We start from the raw sequence: 16,682 nt of genomic DNA on the forward strand, positions 1-16,682 counted from the left end.
ATTATACTTAAGTCATCCTTAACTGGATGGTTATTGTATATTGATTTGGTTTATGGTTTCATTCAAACACTAAAGTTAAGCATATCCTTTGTGCCGTTTTGTATTATAGCATTATTAGATAATCTTTATATATTCCGATTTTTAAACAATTTTCTTTCGCTGGTCGTATCTGCATGGTAAATCATATTTTTCGAAATTATTACAGTGCGTTGGCGAAGGGAGTGTAGCGTGACAGTGGAGTCAGAAGTGCCAGAAAATAATATTAAACAACCACAGATTACTGATGGAATTAAACCACAGTTACGCACGGTGGATCTTAATCTACTGACGGTGTTTGATGCTGTCATGCAGGAGCAGAATATCACGCGTGCGGCACAAGCCCTGGGGATGTCACAGCCTGCCGTAAGTAATGCCGTGGCGAGGCTTAAGGTTATGTTCAACGACGAATTGTTTGTTCGTTATGGAAGAGGCATCCAGCCTACAGCGCGGGCTTTCCAGCTTTTCGGCTCCATCCGCCAGGCGCTGCAGCTGGTGCAAAATGAACTGCCGGGCTCGGGCTTTGAACCCTTAAGCAGTGAGCGAGTATTCCATCTCTGCGTCTGCAGTCCATTAGATAATTATCTGACGTCAATTATTTATAATAAAGTTGAAGAGATTGCACCTAATATTAATCTCGTCTTTAAATCGTCCTTAAATCAAAACACCGAACACCAGTTACGTTACCAGGAAATCGAATTCGTCCTGGGTTATGAAGAATTCCGCCGTCCTGAATTTTCCTGTGTACCGCTGTTTAAAGATGAAATGGTGCTGGTTGCCAGCAAAAAACATCCACGACTGAATGCGCCGTTACGAGAAAGTGACGTTTATAGCGAACAGCATGCCGTTGTTGCGCTCGACAGATATGCCTCCTTTAGCCTGCCCTGGTACGACACTGCGGAGAAACAGGCGAGCGTGGCTTATCAGGGGATGGCCATGGTCAGCGTGTTAAACGTCGTTTCCCAGACGCAGCTGGTGGCAATTGCCCCACGCTGGCTGGCAGAAGAGTTCTCTGGCGCGTTAAATCTGCAAATTTTGCCTCTGCCGCTCAAGCTAAATAGCCGCACCTGCTATCTCTCCTGGCATGAAGCTGCTGGACGGGATAAAGGACATCAGTGGATGGAAGAGCTACTTATTAGCATCTGCCGTCGGTAATCGAGTCAGGATAAATTGCATCTTTGCATGTGATTTATCCTGGTTTTGTTTCTTTTATTAATATTTTGTTCTGTTGCGTATTTTATCTGGCGCCTGCCAGGCCCGTAAAAATAGATGATTTTCTACATCGCCGCGCTTTTCAGCGATGATTTATCATCTCATCCCCTAATTTCAGATGAATTAACCATATCCTCTGACAATGTCTGTTTTTTCTGCTTTCACGGCCTCTTCTCTCTCCTGGTTTGCGAATTGCCTGCCTCATAACGAGCGGTTAAGGTAAGTATCACTCTGCAAAATAGAAGACGGGTTCATCCCGATCGAAAGACGGTGCGGAAATGAATTCGGCGGTCCGTCTATAACAAAATGCCTGGAGGCAAAGCATGGAGATGTTGTCTGGCGCGGAAATGGTCGTCCGGTCGCTGATCGATCAGGGCGTAAAGCAAGTGTTCGGCTATCCTGGCGGCGCGGTCCTCGATATTTATGACGCACTGCATACGGTAGGGGGTATTGACCATGTGCTGGTACGCCATGAGCAGGCGGCGGTACATATGGCCGATGGCCTGGCGCGTGCGACGGGTGAAGTGGGCGTGGTCCTGGTCACGTCGGGGCCCGGTGCGACAAACGCCATTACCGGCATTGCGACCGCGTACATGGACTCTATTCCGCTGGTGATCCTTTCCGGACAGGTCGCGACATCACTGATTGGCTATGATGCGTTTCAGGAGTGCGACATGGTCGGGATTTCGCGTCCCGTCGTGAAGCACAGCTTCCTGGTCAAGCAAACCGAAGACATTCCAGGCATTCTGAAGAAGGCGTTCTGGCTGGCGGCAAGCGGGCGCCCGGGGCCGGTGGTGGTCGATCTCCCTAAAGATATCCTGAACCCTGCAAACAAGCTGCCTTATGTCTGGCCGGAATCGGTGAGCATGCGCTCTTACAACCCAACAACGCAGGGCCACAAAGGTCAGATCAAACGCGCGCTGCAAACGCTGCTGGCCGCTAAAAAACCGGTGGTCTATGTCGGTGGCGGGGCCGTCAATTCAGCGTGTGAGGCACAGCTTCGTGAACTGGTTGAAAAGCTCAATCTTCCTGTTGCGTCATCGCTGATGGGACTCGGAGCGTTTCCCGCTACCCACCGACAGGCGCTCGGCATGTTGGGTATGCACGGTACCTATGAAGCCAACATGACGATGCATCATTCTGACGTCATCTTTGCCGTCGGCGTGCGTTTTGACGATCGTACGACCAACAACCTGGCGAAGTATTGCCCGAATGCCACCGTGCTGCACATTGATATCGATCCGACGTCAATTTCAAAAACGGTGTCGGCTGATGTACCTATCGTCGGCGACGCGCGACAGGTCCTTGAACAAATTCTGGATCTGCTGGCGCTGGAAAACACAGCGCAACCGCTGGATGAAATCCGTGACTGGTGGCAGCAAATTGAGCAATGGCGCGCGCGGCAGTGTCTGAAATATGACACCCAAAGCGAGCATATTAAGCCGCAGGCGGTCATCGAAACGGTTTGGCGACTGACGAAAGGCGACGCGTATGTGACCTCTGACGTGGGCCAGCATCAAATGTTTGCCGCCCTCTATTATCCGTTTGATAAACCGCGTCACTGGATCAACTCGGGAGGTTTAGGCACGATGGGCTTTGGCCTGCCTTCCGCGCTGGGCGTGAAGCTGGCGCTGCCAAATGAAACCGTCGTCTGCGTGACCGGAGACGGCAGTATTCAGATGAACATTCAGGAACTTTCCACCGCGCTGCAATATGAGCTGCCGGTACTGGTGCTCAACCTTAATAACGGCTATCTCGGTATGGTGAAGCAGTGGCAGGATATGATCTACTCGGGCCGCCACTCTCAGTCATATATGAAATCGCTGCCGGATTTTGTTCGTCTTGCTGAAGCTTACGGTCATATAGGGATGCGGGTGACCGATCCGGCTGAACTGGAAACGAAGCTCGCCGAAGCGCTTGAGCACGTTAAAAACAACCGCCTCGTCTTTATGGATGTCATCGTTGATGGAACCGAGCACGTTTATCCGATGCATATTCGCGGCGGCGGTATGGACGAGATGTGGTTAAGCAAAACGGAGAGAACCTGATATGCGCCGGATATTATCGGTATTACTGGAAAACGAGTCTGGCGCACTGTCGCGCGTCATTGGGCTTTTTGCGCAGCGTGGCTATAACATTGAAAGCCTGACCGTGGCGCCAACGGACGATCCGACGCTGTCGCGTATGACGATTCAGACCGTTGGCGATGCCAAGGTAATTGAGCAGATCGAGAAACAGCTGCATAAGCTGGTCGATGTGCTGCGCGTAAGCGAGCTAGGGCAGGGCGCTTACGTTGAGCGTGAGGTCATGCTGGTAAAAATACAGGCCAGCGGTTACGGGCGCGAAGAGGTCAAACGCAATGCGGATATCTTCCGCGGGCAGATCATCGACGTCACGCCTTCTCTTTATACGGTTCAACTGGTCGGAACCAGTGACAAGCTGGACGCTTTCCTGGCATCCGTGCGGGATGTAGCAAAAATTGTTGAGGTGGCGAGATCGGGGATCGTTGGTCTGTCACGCGGCGAGAAAATCATGCGGTAGTTGTTAAAAAGGTTCGCCTCTTTCAGCCCGGTCACCAAAGCCGGGCTTTTTTTTGCGTAATCAGCCGACAACGCAGATAAAAGCGGTTGCCGCGAAGGCTTTTCTGCGTTTAGATGTTAAAAGATTTAACCATAACCTTGACAGGGCCATGGACTCTTTTCTTTTTTTAAGGGGCAATTGTGAAACTGGATGAAATCGCCCGGCTAGCCGGCGTGTCACGAACAACGGCCAGCTATGTGATTAACGGCAAAGCAAAGCAGTACCGCGTCAGCGATAAGACCGTTGAAAAAGTTATGGCGGTGGTTCGTGAGCATAACTACCATCCGAATGCTGTCGCTGCCGGCCTGCGTGCCGGGCGCACCCGCTCTATTGGTCTGGTGATCCCGGATCTGGAAAACACCAGCTATACCCGTATCGCCAACTATCTTGAACGTCAGGCCCGCCAGCGCGGTTACCAGCTGCTGATAGCCTGTTCTGAAGACCAGCCCGATAACGAGATGCGCTGCATTGAACATCTGCTCCAGCGTCAGGTCGATGCCATCATCGTCTCAACCTCCTTACCGCCGGAGCATCCGTTTTACCAGCGCTGGGCGAACGATCCGTTCCCCATCGTGGCGCTGGACCGCGCGCTCGATCGTGAGCATTTCACAAGCGTAGTGGGCGCCGATCAGGATGACGCGGAAATGCTGGCCGCTGAGCTGAGAACCTTCCCCGCTGAAACGGTGCTGTATCTTGGCGCGCTGCCCGAGCTTTCCGTAAGCTTCCTCCGTGAGCAAGGGTTCAGAACCGCCTGGAAAGACGATCCGCGTGAAGTCCACTATCTCTATGCCAACAGCTATGAACGCGAAGCCGCTGCGCAACTGTTCGAAAAATGGCTGGAGACGCACCCGATGCCCCAGGCACTGTTCACCACGTCATTTGCCCTTCTGCAGGGGGTAATGGATGTCACCTTGCGTCGTGAAGGCAAACTTCCCTCTGACCTGGCGATCGCCACGTTTGGGGATAACGAGCTTCTCGATTTCCTTCAGTGCCCAGTGCTGGCGGTGGCCCAGCGTCACCGAGATGTAGCGGAACGCGTCCTGGAGATTGTTCTGGCGAGCCTGGATGAGCCGCGCAAACCGAAGCCGGGTCTGACGCGTATCAAACGTAATCTCTATCATCGCGGAATTTTGAGCCGCCATAAATGAAATGACGGGGCGGCGAAAAACCGCCCCTTTTTACTGGAATAATTCGCCGAGTTAATTCCCGCAGTGAAATTAGGATAATTCTTGAGAGATCCTAATCTACTATTTTTCTTAATTCATTTTGCCGTTTAAAAGGGTCCTTAAAGAATCATGAAGCGATTTTTAAAAGCCTCTCTTTGTATTACTTTGTTACAAACCCTCTTCGGTCGATGAATATTCAGACGTTTTTCCTTCCCCCCGACTGGCCAGCAACGCAACCGCTGCTTCCACCGACCGATTGAGTGAATCTGGCGCTGTTATCCCCTGACAATCTGTCATAAAATGCTGCCCGCGTCGCAAACTGACACTTTATATTTATCTGCGATGATATTGAGTGAGCCTTAACGCTAGTGTGCATATTCGGTTTTTTTCTTACAAATATTCATAACGTTAATTTGCCTCGCCAGTTGTGCAGTTATTAACCAGGACTGTTTATCTCTGTAAATAGAGGGCTTTCGGGTCTCTACAGGGAGAGTCCTGGCTTGACAAGCTTTTCCCTCGCTCCGTAAACTCCTTTAGGTGGGAATTTGTGGGTTAAAGTGGTGAGGAGGGGTGAGACTGGCATGTTCCGTGGAGCTACGTTAGTCAATCTCGACAGCAAAGGGCGTTTATCGGTCCCAACCCGATACCGCGACCAGCTGATTGAGAATGCTTCGGGTCAAATGGTTTGCACCATTGACATCAACTCCCCCTGCCTGCTGCTTTACCCCTTACCTGAATGGGAAATCATTGAGCAAAAGCTGTCGCGACTGTCGAGCATGAACCCGCAAGAGCGCCGCGTGCAGCGGCTGTTATTGGGACATGCCAGTGAGTGTCAGATGGATAGCGCCGGGCGATTACTGATTGCGCCCGTGCTGCGGCAACATGCCGGTCTGACCAAAGAAGTGATGCTGGTCGGGCAGTTCAACAAGTTTGAACTGTGGGACGAAACGACCTGGTATCAACAGGTCAAGGAAGATATCGACGCTGAGCAGTCTGATTCCGCAACTTTATCGGAACGGCTGCAGGACTTGTCTCTATAAATATGATGGAAAATTATAAACATAAAACGGTGTTACTGGACGAGGCCGTGAACGGCCTGAATATTCGTCCGGATGGCATCTACATTGATGGCACGTTTGGTCGCGGTGGTCACTCGCGTTTGATCCTCTCCCAGCTTGGAGAGGAAGGGCGACTGCTGGCAATCGATCGCGATCCGCAGGCGATTGCCGTGGCACAGACCATCAATGACCCACGCTTTTCCATCGTGCATGGACCTTTTTCTGCGCTCGCGGATTACGTGGCCGAGCGCGATCTTACAGGCAAGATCGACGGGATTCTTCTCGATCTTGGCGTATCTTCACCCCAGCTTGATGATGCAGAACGCGGCTTCTCCTTTATGCGCGACGGTCCGCTGGACATGCGTATGGACCCGACGCGCGGCCAGTCTGCCGCCGAATGGCTGCAGACCGCTGACGAAGCAGATATTGCCTGGGTGATCAAAACCTTCGGCGAAGAACGTTTTGGCAAGCGCATTGCGCGCGCCATCGTTGAGCGCAACCGCGTTGAGCCAATGACCCGCACCAAAGAGCTGGCCGAAGTGATTGCGGCGGCGACGCCGGTGAAGGATAAGCACAAACATCCCGCGACCCGTACCTTCCAGGCGGTTCGCATCTGGGTAAACAGTGAACTGGAGGAAATAGAGCTGGCGCTAAAAAGCTCGCTCGACGTGCTGGCCCCGGGTGGGCGGTTATCCATCATCAGCTTCCATTCGCTGGAAGACCGCATTGTAAAACGCTTCATGCGTGAACAGAGCCGCGGTCCTCAGGTTCCAGCGGGGCTGCCGATGACGGAAGAACAACTCAGGAAGCTGGGGGGCCGTCAGTTGCGAGCATTAGGCAAGTTGATGCCGGGCGAAGAAGAGGTGGCAGAGAATCCACGTGCCCGTAGTTCAGTGCTGCGAGTTGCAGAGAGGACGAACGCATGATCGGCAGAGTGACAGAAACCCTAAGCAAAGTTAAGGGATCGTTAGGAAGCAACGAGCGCCATGCCTTGCCTGGCGTGATCGGCGACGATCTTTTGCGATTCGGGAAACTGCCACTCTGCCTGTTCATTTGCATCATTGTTACGGCAGTTACGGTGGTGACCACAGCTCACCATACACGTTTATTGACTGCGCAACGCGAGCAGCTGGTGCTGGAACGCGATGCGCTGGATATTGAATGGCGAAATCTGATCCTTGAAGAAAACGCGCTCGGCGATCACAGCCGGGTTGAACGGATCGCAACGGAAAAGCTGCAACTGCAGCATGTTGATCCTTCCCAGGAAAATATCGTAGTACAAAAATAAGGGAACACGCGACGCATGAAAGCAGCGGCAAAAACGCTTAAACCAAAACGTCAGGAAGAACAGGCCAACTTCATCAGTTGGCGTTTTGCGTTGCTTTGCGGCTGCATTTTACTGGCGCTGGGTTTCCTGCTGGGACGCGTGGCGTGGTTGCAAATCATCGCCCCTGACATGCTGGTACGCCAGGGCGATATGCGCTCCCTTCGCGTTCAGGAAGTGTCGACTTCTCGCGGAATGATCACTGATCGTTCAGGTCGCCCGCTGGCGGTGAGCGTGCCGGTGAAAGCGATTTGGGCCGACCCGAAAGAGCTGCACGACGCCGGTGGCATCACGCTTGATAACCGCTGGAAAGCGCTTTCAGATGCGCTCAAAATGCCGCTGGATCAGCTAGCCTCCCGCGTCAACGCGAACCCGAAAGGGCGTTTTATCTATCTGGCGCGCCAGGTTAACCCTGACATGGCGGACTACATTCGAAAACTGAAGCTGCCGGGCATTCATCTGCGCGAAGAATCGCGTCGTTACTATCCGTCCGGCGAAGTAACCGCTCACCTCATCGGCTTCACCAACGTCGACAGCCAGGGGATTGAAGGCGTTGAAAAAAGCTTCGATAAGTGGCTCACCGGCCAGCCTGGCGAGCGAATTGTGCGTAAGGACCGCTACGGGCGCGTCATCGAAGATATCTCCTCTACAGACAGCCAGGCGGCGCACAACCTGGCTCTGAGTATTGACGAGCGCCTGCAGGCGCTGGTCTACCGCGAGCTGAACAACGCCGTGGCGTTTAACAAGGCAGAATCCGGCAGCGCCGTGCTGGTGGATGTCAGCACCGGAGAAGTGCTGGCCATGGCCAACAGTCCTTCCTACAACCCGAACAACTTTACCGGCACCGCAAAAGATGCGATGCGTAACCGGGCGATTACCGACGTGTTCGAACCAGGCTCCACGGTGAAGCCGATGGTGGTGATGACGGCGCTTCAGCGCGGTATCGTCAATGAAAACACGGTCCTGAACACGATCCCTTACCGTATTAACGGCCACGAGATTAAAGACGTGGCGCGCTACAGCGAATTGACCCTGACCGGGGTGTTACAGAAGTCGAGTAACGTCGGTGTTTCAAAGCTGGCGTTAGCGATGCCGTCCTCAGCGTTAGTAGAGACTTACTCACGTTTTGGACTTGGAAAGGCGACCAATTTGGGGTTGGTCGGAGAACGCAGTGGCTTATATCCTCAAAAACAACGGTGGTCTGACATAGAGAGGGCCACCTTCTCTTTCGGCTACGGGCTAATGGTAACCCCGTTACAGTTAGCGCGAGTCTACGCAACGATTGGCAGCTACGGCGTCTATCGCCCGCTGTCCATCACCAAAGTTGATCCACCGGTTCCGGGCGAGCGTATCTTCCCGGAATCCATCGTTCGTACCGTTGTGCACATGATGGAAAGCGTGGCGCTGCCGGGCGGTGGCGGCGTGAAGGCGGCCATCAAAGGCTATCGCATCGCCATTAAAACCGGTACGGCGAAAAAGGTGGGGCCAGACGGCCGCTACATCAACAAATACATTGCCTATACCGCAGGCGTTGCGCCTGCTAGCAATCCGCGTTTTGCGCTGGTGGTCGTGATTAACGATCCACAGGCGGGTAAATACTACGGCGGCGCCGTTTCCGCGCCTGTGTTTGGCGCCATCATGGGCGGCGTGTTACGCACCATGAACGTTGAACCAGATGCGCTGGCGACGGGCGAAAAAAGTGAATTTGTAATTAATCAAGGCGAGGGTACAGGTGGCAGATCGTAATTTGCGCGACCTTCTCGCTCCGTGGGTGCCAAATGCACCGGAGCGAGCACTGCGAGAGATGGTACTGGACAGCCGCGTGGCTGCTTCTGGCGATCTTTTTGTGGCGGTGGTTGGTCATCAGGCGGACGGGCGTCGTTATATCCCGCAGGCGATTGCGCAAGGTGTGGCTGCCATTATTGCTGAGGCTAAAGACGAGGCAACCGACGGTGAGATCCGTGAAATGCACGGGGTGCCGGTTATCTATCTCAGCCAGTTGAATGAGCGTCTCTCTGCACTGGCAGGACGTTTTTATCACGAACCTTCCGACCAGCTGCGTCTGGTTGGCGTGACGGGCACGAACGGAAAAACCACCACCACGCAGTTGATGGCGCAGTGGGCTCAGCTGCTGGGTGAAACCGGCGCGGTGATGGGGACCGTGGGTAACGGCCTGCTGGGCAAAGTGAGCCCGACGGAAAACACCACCGGTTCTGCGGTTGACGTACAGCACGTGCTTGCCGGTCTGACAGGGCAGGGGGCAACCTTTGCCGCGATGGAAGTTTCTTCGCACGGCCTGGTACAGCACCGCGTCGCGGCACTGAAGTTTGCTGCTTCAGTGTTCACCAACCTGAGCCGCGATCACCTTGATTATCATGGTGATATGGAGCACTACGAAGCCGCCAAATGGCTGCTGTTCTCAACTCACCATTACGGCCAGGCTATCATCAACGCCGACGACGAAGTGGGCCGCCGCTGGCTTGCAAAGCTGCCAGACGCGGTAGCGGTGTCGATGGAAGACCATATCAATCCGAACTGCCACGGCCGCTGGCTGAAGGCCGTTGACGTTAACTATCACGACAGTGGCGCGACGATCCGCTTTGCCTCTTCCTGGGGTGACGGTGAAATCGAAAGCCGCCTGATGGGGGCGTTCAACGTCAGCAACCTGCTGCTGGCGCTGGCAACGCTACTGGCGCTGGGTTATCCGATGGCGGAACTGCTGAAAACGTCAGCGCGTCTCCAGCCGGTTTGCGGCCGTATGGAAGTGTTTAGCGCGCCGGGCAAACCGACCGTGGTTGTCGATTATGCCCACACGCCGGATGCGCTGGAAAAAGCGCTGGAAGCGGCACGCCTGCACTGCACCGGTAAACTCTGGTGCGTCTTCGGCTGCGGTGGCGATCGCGACAAAGGTAAACGTCCCCTGATGGGCGCCATTGCGGAGCAGTTCGCGGACATTCCTGTGGTCACCGATGACAATCCGCGTACCGAAGAGCCGCGCGCCATCATCAACGACATTCTGGCGGGTATGCTGGACGCCGGTCGCGCCCGTGTGGTGGAAGGCCGCGCGGAAGCCGTGACAAATACCATCATGCAGGCAAAAGAAAATGATGTCGTTCTGCTGGCCGGTAAAGGCCATGAAGACTATCAGATTGTTGGCAATCGTCGTCTGGACTACTCCGACCGCGTAACGGCAGCGCGTCTGCTGGGAGTCGTCGCATGATTAGCATCACCTTAAGCCAGGCCGCTGCGGTACTGCACGGCGAGCTGCTGGGCCAGGATCTGACTATTGACGCGGTCACCACCGACACCCGTAAAGTGACCGCGGGCTGTCTGTTTGTGGCGCTGAAAGGCGAACGTTTTGACGCGCATGATTTTGCCGGACAGGCCAAAGAAAACGGCGCTGGCGCGCTGCTGGTCAGCCGCAGGCTGGATATCGATTTACCGCAGATAGTGGTGAGCGATACGCGTCTCGCGTTCGGTGAACTGGCCGCCTGGGTTCGTCAGCAGGTGCCTGCTCGCGTTGTCGCGCTGACCGGGTCATCGGGCAAAACGTCAGTGAAAGAGATGACGGCGGCCATCCTCAGCCAGTGCGGTAATACGCTTTATACCGCAGGCAACCTCAATAATGACATCGGCGTGCCGATGACATTACTTCGCCTGACCAAAGAGCATGAGTTTGCGGTGATCGAGTTAGGGGCAAACCACCAGGGCGAAATCGCCTGGACCGTGAGCCTGACTCGCCCGGAAGCGGCGCTGGTGAATAACCTCGCGGCAGCGCATCTGGAAGGCTTTGGCTCGCTGGAAGGCGTGGCGAAAGCGAAAGGCGAAATCTACACCGGTCTGCCTGCTGACGGCATTGCCATTCTCAATGCCGACAACAACGACTGGCTGAACTGGCAGAGCATCATTGGCTCGCGTAAAACCTGGCGCTTCTCGCCGAACGCGGCCAACAGTGACTTTACCGCGACCAATATCCATGTGACGTCGCACGGTACGGAATTCACGCTTGCTACCCCAACGGGTGACGTAGACGTGCTGTTACCGCTGCCGGGACGCCATAACATCGCCAATGCGCTGGCGGCAGCGGCCTTGTCGACGGCGGTGGGAGCGTCACACGAGGCGATTAAAACCGGGCTGGCGAATTTGAAAGCCGTGCCGGGACGCCTGTACCCGATCCCGCTTGCAGAAAACAAATTGCTGCTGGATGACTCCTACAACGCGAACGTCGGCTCAATGACGGCGGCGGTGCAGGTGCTATCTGAAATGCCGGGCTACCGCGTCATGGTGGTTGGCGACATGGCGGAGCTGGGCGATGAAAGCGAAGCCTGTCATACCCAGGTGGGTGAAGCGGCGAAAGCGGCGGGACTGGACTGCGTGCTGAGCGCAGGAAAACTGAGCCAGGCGATTAGCCATGCCAGCGGCGTTGGCGAACATTTTGCCGACAAAGCCGCGTTGATTGAGCGCCTTAAGGTATTAATTACAGAAAAACAAATTGTGACAGTGTTAGTGAAAGGTTCACGTAGTGCCGCCATGGAAGAGGTTGTGCACGCATTACAGGAGAACGGGACATGTTAGTTTGGCTGGCCGAACATTTGGTCAAATATTATTCAGGCTTTAACGTCTTTTCGTATCTGACGTTTCGCGCCATCGTCAGCCTGCTGACTGCGCTGTTCATCTCGTTGTGGATGGGCCCGCGCATGATTGCCCGTCTGCAAAAACTCTCTTTCGGCCAGGTCGTACGTAACGACGGTCCGGAGTCGCACTTCAGCAAGCGCGGTACGCCGACGATGGGCGGGATCATGATCCTGACCGCGATCGTCGTTTCCGTACTGCTGTGGGCCTATCCGTCTAACCCGTACGTCTGGTGTGTGCTGACCGTACTGGTGGGCTACGGCATTATCGGGTTTGTGGATGATTACCGTAAAGTCGTCCGCAAAGACACGAAGGGCCTGATTGCCCGCTGGAAGTATTTCTGGATGTCAGTGATTGCGCTGGGCGTTGCCTTCGCGCTGTATCTGGCAGGAAAAGATACGCCCGCCACCGAGCTGGTGGTGCCGTTCTTTAAAGACGTGATGCCGCAGCTGGGGCTGTTCTACATCCTGCTGGCCTACTTTGTAATTGTTGGTACCGGTAACGCCGTTAACCTGACCGATGGCCTGGATGGTCTGGCGATTATGCCAACCGTCTTCGTGGCGGCTGGTTTTGCGCTGGTGGCGTGGGCGACCGGTAACATGAACTTTGCGAACTACCTGCACATTCCTTATCTGCGTCACGCGGGTGAGCTGGTGATCGTCTGTACGGCGATAGTCGGCGCGGGGCTGGGCTTCCTCTGGTTCAACACCTATCCGGCGCAGGTCTTTATGGGGGACGTCGGTTCTCTGGCGCTGGGCGGCGCGCTGGGCATTATCGCCGTGCTGCTGCGTCAGGAGTTCCTGCTGGTGATCATGGGCGGCGTGTTTGTGGTTGAAACCCTGTCGGTGATTTTGCAGGTCGGCTCCTTCAAGCTGCGCGGTCAGCGCATCTTCCGTATGGCGCCGATCCACCACCACTATGAACTGAAAGGCTGGCCGGAGCCGCGCGTGATTGTGCGCTTCTGGATTATTTCGCTGATGCTGGTGCTGATTGGCCTGGCAACGCTGAAGGTACGTTAATCATGGCAGATTACCAGGGTAAAAAAGTCGTTATCATCGGGTTAGGCCTCACTGGCCTCTCCTGCGTGGACTTTTTTCTTGCGCGCGGCGTGACGCCGCGTGTGATGGATACGCGTGTCTCTCCGCCGGGTCTGGACAAACTGCCGGAACAGGTTGAACGCCACCTTGGTGGTCTGAATGATGACTGGCTGCTGGCAGCCGATCTGGTTGTCGCCAGCCCGGGTATGGCGCTGGCGCACCCTTCACTGAGCGCTGCTGCGGATGCGGGCGTTGAGATTGTCGGCGATATCGAGCTGTTCTGCCGCGAAGCGCAGGCGCCGGTTATCGCGATCACCGGTTCTAACGGCAAAAGCACCGTCACTACCCTGGTGGGTGAAATGGCGAAAGCCGCAGGCATGAACGTAGGAGTAGGCGGCAATATCGGTCTGCCCGCGCTGATGCTGCTGGACAAAGGCTGCGAGCTGTACGTTCTGGAACTTTCCAGCTTCCAGCTTGAAACCACCTCCAGCCTGCATGCGGCGGCGGCAACGATCCTCAACGTGACGGAAGATCATATGGATCGATATCCATTTGGTCTGCAGCAGTATCGCGCGGCCAAGCTGCGTGTTTACGAAAATGCCAAAGTTTGCGTGGTTAACGCCGACGACGCGCTGACCATGCCGGTGCGCGGCGCGGACGAGCGCTGCATCAGCTTTGGTATCACCATGGGTGATTATCATCTGAACCGCCAGCTGGGCGAAACCTGGCTGCGCGTGAAAGGTGAAAAAGTGTTGAACGTGAAGGAGATGAAGCTTTCCGGCCAGCACAACTATACCAATGCCCTGGCGGCGCTGGCGCTGGCAGATGCCGTAGGGCTGCCGCGCTCTTCCAGCCTGAAAGCGTTGACCACGTTTTCCGGCCTGGCACACCGTTTCCAGCTGGCGCTGGAGCATAACGGCGTGCGCTGGATTAACGACTCCAAAGCGACCAACGTGGGAAGCACAGAGGCCGCGCTGAACGGTCTGCACGTTGACGGCACCCTGCATCTTCTGTTGGGTGGCGACGGCAAATCCGCTGATTTCTCCTCCCTGAAACAGTACCTCACTGGCGATAACATCCGCCTGTACTGCTTTGGCCGTGACGGCAGCGAGCTGGCTGAACTACGTCCGGAAGTTGCTGAGCAAACTGAAACGATGGAACAGGCGATGCGCCTGATTGCCCCGCGCGTGCAGCCTGGCGACATGGTTCTGCTCTCCCCGGCGTGCGCCAGCCTCGATCAGTTTAAGAATTTCGAACAGCGTGGCGATGTCTTTACCCGCCTTGCGAAGGAGTTAGGCTGATGCGTTTATCTCTCCCTCGCCTGAAAATGCCGCGCCTGCCAGGATTTGGAATTCTGGTGTGGCTGTTTGCGGCGCTGAAAGGCTGGGTGATGGCTTCACGGGATAAAGATTCCGATAGCCTGATTATGTACGACCGCACCCTGTTCTGGCTGACGCTGGGGCTGGCGGCGATCGGCTTTATCATGGTGACGTCGGCCTCTATGCCCGTTGGACAGCGTCTGGCGAACGATCCCTTCCTGTTCGCCAAGCGTGACGGGCTGTACATCATTCTGGCGTTCTGCCTGGCGCTGGTAACGCTTCGTCTGCCGATGGCGTTCTGGCAGCGCCACAGTACCGCGATGCTGATCGCCTCCATTATCATGCTGCTGATCGTGCTGGTTGTCGGGAGCTCCGTTAACGGGGCATCACGCTGGATCGCCTTCGGCCCGCTGCGTATTCAGCCTGCGGAGTTCACCAAGCTTTCGTTATTCTGCTACCTGGCAAACTACCTGGTGCGAAAAGTCGATGAGGTGCGAAACAACCTTCGCGGCTTCTTAAAGCCGATGGGCGTCATTCTGGTGCTGGCGATCCTGCTGCTGGCGCAGCCTGACCTCGGGACCGTTGTCGTACTGTTTGTCACCACGCTGGCGATGCTGTTCCTGGCAGGGGCCAAGCTGTGGCAGTTTATCGCCATCATCGGGATGGGGATTTCAGCGGTGGTGCTGCTGATCCTCGCCGAGCCTTACCGTATCCGCCGCGTGACCTCGTTCTGGAACCCGTGGGAAGATCCGTTCGGTAGCGGTTACCAGCTGACGCAGTCGCTGATGGCGTTTGGCCGCGGTGAAGTTTGGGGGCAAGGTCTGGGCAACTCGGTACAGAAACTGGAGTATTTACCGGAGGCGCACACCGACTTCATCTTCTCCATTATTGGGGAAGAACTGGGTTATATCGGTGTGGTATTAGCGCTTTTAATGGTATTCTTCGTCGCTTTCCGCGCCATGTCGATTGGCCGAAAAGCGCTGGAGATCGATCACCGCTTCTCAGGCTTCTTAGCCTGCTCAATTGGTATCTGGTTTAGCTTCCAGGCGCTGGTTAACGTCGGGGCCGCAGCGGGTATGCTGCCGACCAAAGGTCTGACGTTGCCGCTGATCAGCTATGGTGGTTCGAGCCTGTTGATCATGTCGACGGCCATTATGTTTTTGTTACGCATAGATTATGAGACGCGTCTGGAGAAAGCCCAGGCGTTTACACGAGGTTCACGATGAATCAACCGAAGCGGTTAATGGTGATGGCAGGCGGTACCGGTGGACACGTGTTCCCGGGGCTGGCGGTTGCGCACCATTTAATGGAGCAGGGCTGGCAGGTACGCTGGCTGGGAACCGCAGACCGCATGGAAGCCGACCTGGTACCGAAGCACGGTATTGAGATCGACTTTATTCGTATTTCCGGCCTGCGAGGCAAAGGCCTCAAGGCCATGCTGCTGGCGCCGGTGCGTATTTTTAATGCCTGGCGTCAGGCGCGCACCATCATGAAGCGCTTTAAGCCCGATGTGGTGCTGGGGATGGGCGGCTATGTTTCTGGTCCCGGCGGGCTGGCCGCGTGGTCGTTAGGCATTCCCGTTGTTTTGCACGAGCAGAACGGTATTGCCGGTCTGACCAACAAGTGGCTGGCGAAAATCGCCACCAAAGTGATGCAGGCGTTTCCCGGCGCGTTTCCGAAAGCGGACGTGGTGGGTAACCCGGTGCGCGTCGACGTGTTGGCTCTGCCGCTGCCGGATGCCCGCCTGGCGGGACGTGAAGGCCCGGTTCGTGTTTTGGTCGTTGGTGGTTCTCAGGGTGCGCGCATTCTGAATCAGACAATGCCGCAGGTGGCGGCAAAGCTGGGTGATGCCGTGACTATCTGGCACCAAAGCGGTAAAGGCGCTCAGCAGACCGTTGAGCAGGCGTACGCTGATGAAGGCCAGCCGCAGCATAAAGTGACGGAATTTATTGACGATATGGCCGCAGCCTATGCCTGGGCCGATGTCGTGGTCTGCCGCTCTGGCGCGCTGACGGTGAGCGAAATCGCCGCCGCCGGCTTGCCAGCGCTGTTCGTGCCGTTCCAGCACAAAGACCGACAGCAGTACTGGAACGCGCTGCCGCTTGAGAAAGCCGGCGCGGCGAAAATTTTTGAGCAGCCACACTTTACCGCCGATGCGGTCGCCACCACCCTGGCGGGCTGGAACAGAGACGCACTGCTGGAGATGGCACAGCGCGCGCGCGCTGCCGCTATCCCGGATGCGACAGAACGGGTGGCAAAAGAAGTGAGCCTGGCAGCCCAGGCTTAACCCTCGCAGCGCGTGTTGCGCTGCACGAATT

The 16,682-nt window shown here is 55.6% G+C and carries 14 protein-coding genes; all 14 read left to right on the forward strand.

The genetic code is table 11. The features are described 5' to 3' along the window. Positions 1 to 246: 246 nt before the first annotated feature. The 14 genes from leuO to murG all read left to right on the forward strand — a co-directional run bounded on the left by leuO (position 247) and on the right by murG (position 16,651). Positions 247 to 1,191, forward strand: coding sequence for a transcriptional regulator LeuO (leuO, locus tag IM284_RS00005; RefSeq protein ID WP_041911249.1), 945 nt, complete (start codon positions 247 to 249; stop codon positions 1,189 to 1,191). Positions 1,192 to 1,571: 380 nt separating this feature from the next. Beyond that, complete coding sequence (ilvI, locus tag IM284_RS00010) at positions 1,572 to 3,296, forward strand: acetolactate synthase 3 large subunit (protein WP_047367322.1); 1,725 nt, start codon at positions 1,572 to 1,574, stop codon at positions 3,294 to 3,296. 1 nt (position 3,297) lies between these two features. Then, positions 3,298 to 3,789 (forward strand): acetolactate synthase small subunit, encoded by a 492-nt coding sequence (ilvN, locus tag IM284_RS00015; RefSeq protein ID WP_045259452.1) that lies wholly within the window; start codon positions 3,298 to 3,300, stop codon positions 3,787 to 3,789. Between the two features lie 179 nt (positions 3,790 to 3,968). Continuing rightward, positions 3,969 to 4,976: a catabolite repressor/activator gene (gene cra / locus IM284_RS00020; RefSeq protein WP_014168621.1), complete on the forward strand. Its 1,008-nt coding sequence runs from the start codon at positions 3,969 to 3,971 to the stop codon at positions 4,974 to 4,976. 599 nt (positions 4,977 to 5,575) lie between these two features. After that, positions 5,576 to 6,034 carry a division/cell wall cluster transcriptional repressor MraZ gene (gene mraZ, locus IM284_RS00025; RefSeq protein WP_014882537.1) on the forward strand — a complete coding sequence of 153 codons (459 nt, stop codon included), beginning with the start codon at positions 5,576 to 5,578 and terminating at the stop codon, positions 6,032 to 6,034. Between the two features lie 2 nt (positions 6,035 to 6,036). Continuing rightward, the gene (gene rsmH, locus IM284_RS00030) at positions 6,037 to 6,978 is read left to right on the forward strand and encodes a 16S rRNA (cytosine(1402)-N(4))-methyltransferase RsmH (RefSeq protein WP_028015503.1); all 942 of its coding nucleotides are present in this window, start codon (positions 6,037 to 6,039) and stop codon (positions 6,976 to 6,978) included. Next, positions 6,975 to 7,340 carry a cell division protein FtsL gene (ftsL, locus tag IM284_RS00035; protein WP_006173860.1) on the forward strand — a complete coding sequence of 122 codons (366 nt, stop codon included), beginning with the start codon at positions 6,975 to 6,977 and terminating at the stop codon, positions 7,338 to 7,340. The genes rsmH and ftsL overlap by 4 nt, the downstream gene beginning before the upstream one ends. A 15-nt stretch (positions 7,341 to 7,355) precedes the next feature. Beyond that, the gene (locus IM284_RS00040) at positions 7,356 to 9,122 is read left to right on the forward strand and encodes a peptidoglycan glycosyltransferase FtsI (protein ID WP_028015504.1); all 1,767 of its coding nucleotides are present in this window, start codon (positions 7,356 to 7,358) and stop codon (positions 9,120 to 9,122) included. After that, complete coding sequence (gene murE / locus IM284_RS00045) at positions 9,109 to 10,596, forward strand: UDP-N-acetylmuramoyl-L-alanyl-D-glutamate--2,6-diaminopimelate ligase (RefSeq protein ID WP_048338842.1); 1,488 nt, start codon at positions 9,109 to 9,111, stop codon at positions 10,594 to 10,596. Before IM284_RS00040 ends, murE begins: the two co-directional genes overlap by 14 nt. Further along, positions 10,593 to 11,951: a UDP-N-acetylmuramoyl-tripeptide--D-alanyl-D-alanine ligase gene (gene murF / locus IM284_RS00050; RefSeq protein ID WP_047367324.1), complete on the forward strand. Its 1,359-nt coding sequence runs from the start codon at positions 10,593 to 10,595 to the stop codon at positions 11,949 to 11,951. The genes murE and murF overlap by 4 nt, the downstream gene beginning before the upstream one ends. Beyond that, the gene (mraY, locus tag IM284_RS00055) at positions 11,945 to 13,027 is read left to right on the forward strand and encodes a phospho-N-acetylmuramoyl-pentapeptide-transferase (RefSeq protein ID WP_008501985.1); all 1,083 of its coding nucleotides are present in this window, start codon (positions 11,945 to 11,947) and stop codon (positions 13,025 to 13,027) included. Before murF ends, mraY begins: the two co-directional genes overlap by 7 nt. Positions 13,028 to 13,029: 2 nt before the next feature. Next, positions 13,030 to 14,346 carry a UDP-N-acetylmuramoyl-L-alanine--D-glutamate ligase gene (murD, locus tag IM284_RS00060; RefSeq protein ID WP_193055690.1) on the forward strand — a complete coding sequence of 439 codons (1,317 nt, stop codon included), beginning with the start codon at positions 13,030 to 13,032 and terminating at the stop codon, positions 14,344 to 14,346. Beyond that, positions 14,346 to 15,590: a cell division protein FtsW gene (gene ftsW / locus IM284_RS00065; protein WP_028015508.1), complete on the forward strand. Its 1,245-nt coding sequence runs from the start codon at positions 14,346 to 14,348 to the stop codon at positions 15,588 to 15,590. Before murD ends, ftsW begins: the two co-directional genes overlap by 1 nt. Next, entirely contained in the window at positions 15,587 to 16,651 is a 1,065-nt protein-coding gene (gene murG / locus IM284_RS00070; RefSeq protein ID WP_028015509.1) for an undecaprenyldiphospho-muramoylpentapeptide beta-N-acetylglucosaminyltransferase, read from the forward strand. The genes ftsW and murG overlap by 4 nt, the downstream gene beginning before the upstream one ends. Positions 16,652 to 16,682: the final 31 nt, after the last annotated feature.

This window comes from Enterobacter cloacae complex sp. P12RS (assembly GCF_014895875.1).
In the GTDB taxonomy this organism is placed as follows: domain Bacteria; phylum Pseudomonadota; class Gammaproteobacteria; order Enterobacterales; family Enterobacteriaceae; genus Enterobacter; species Enterobacter bugandensis.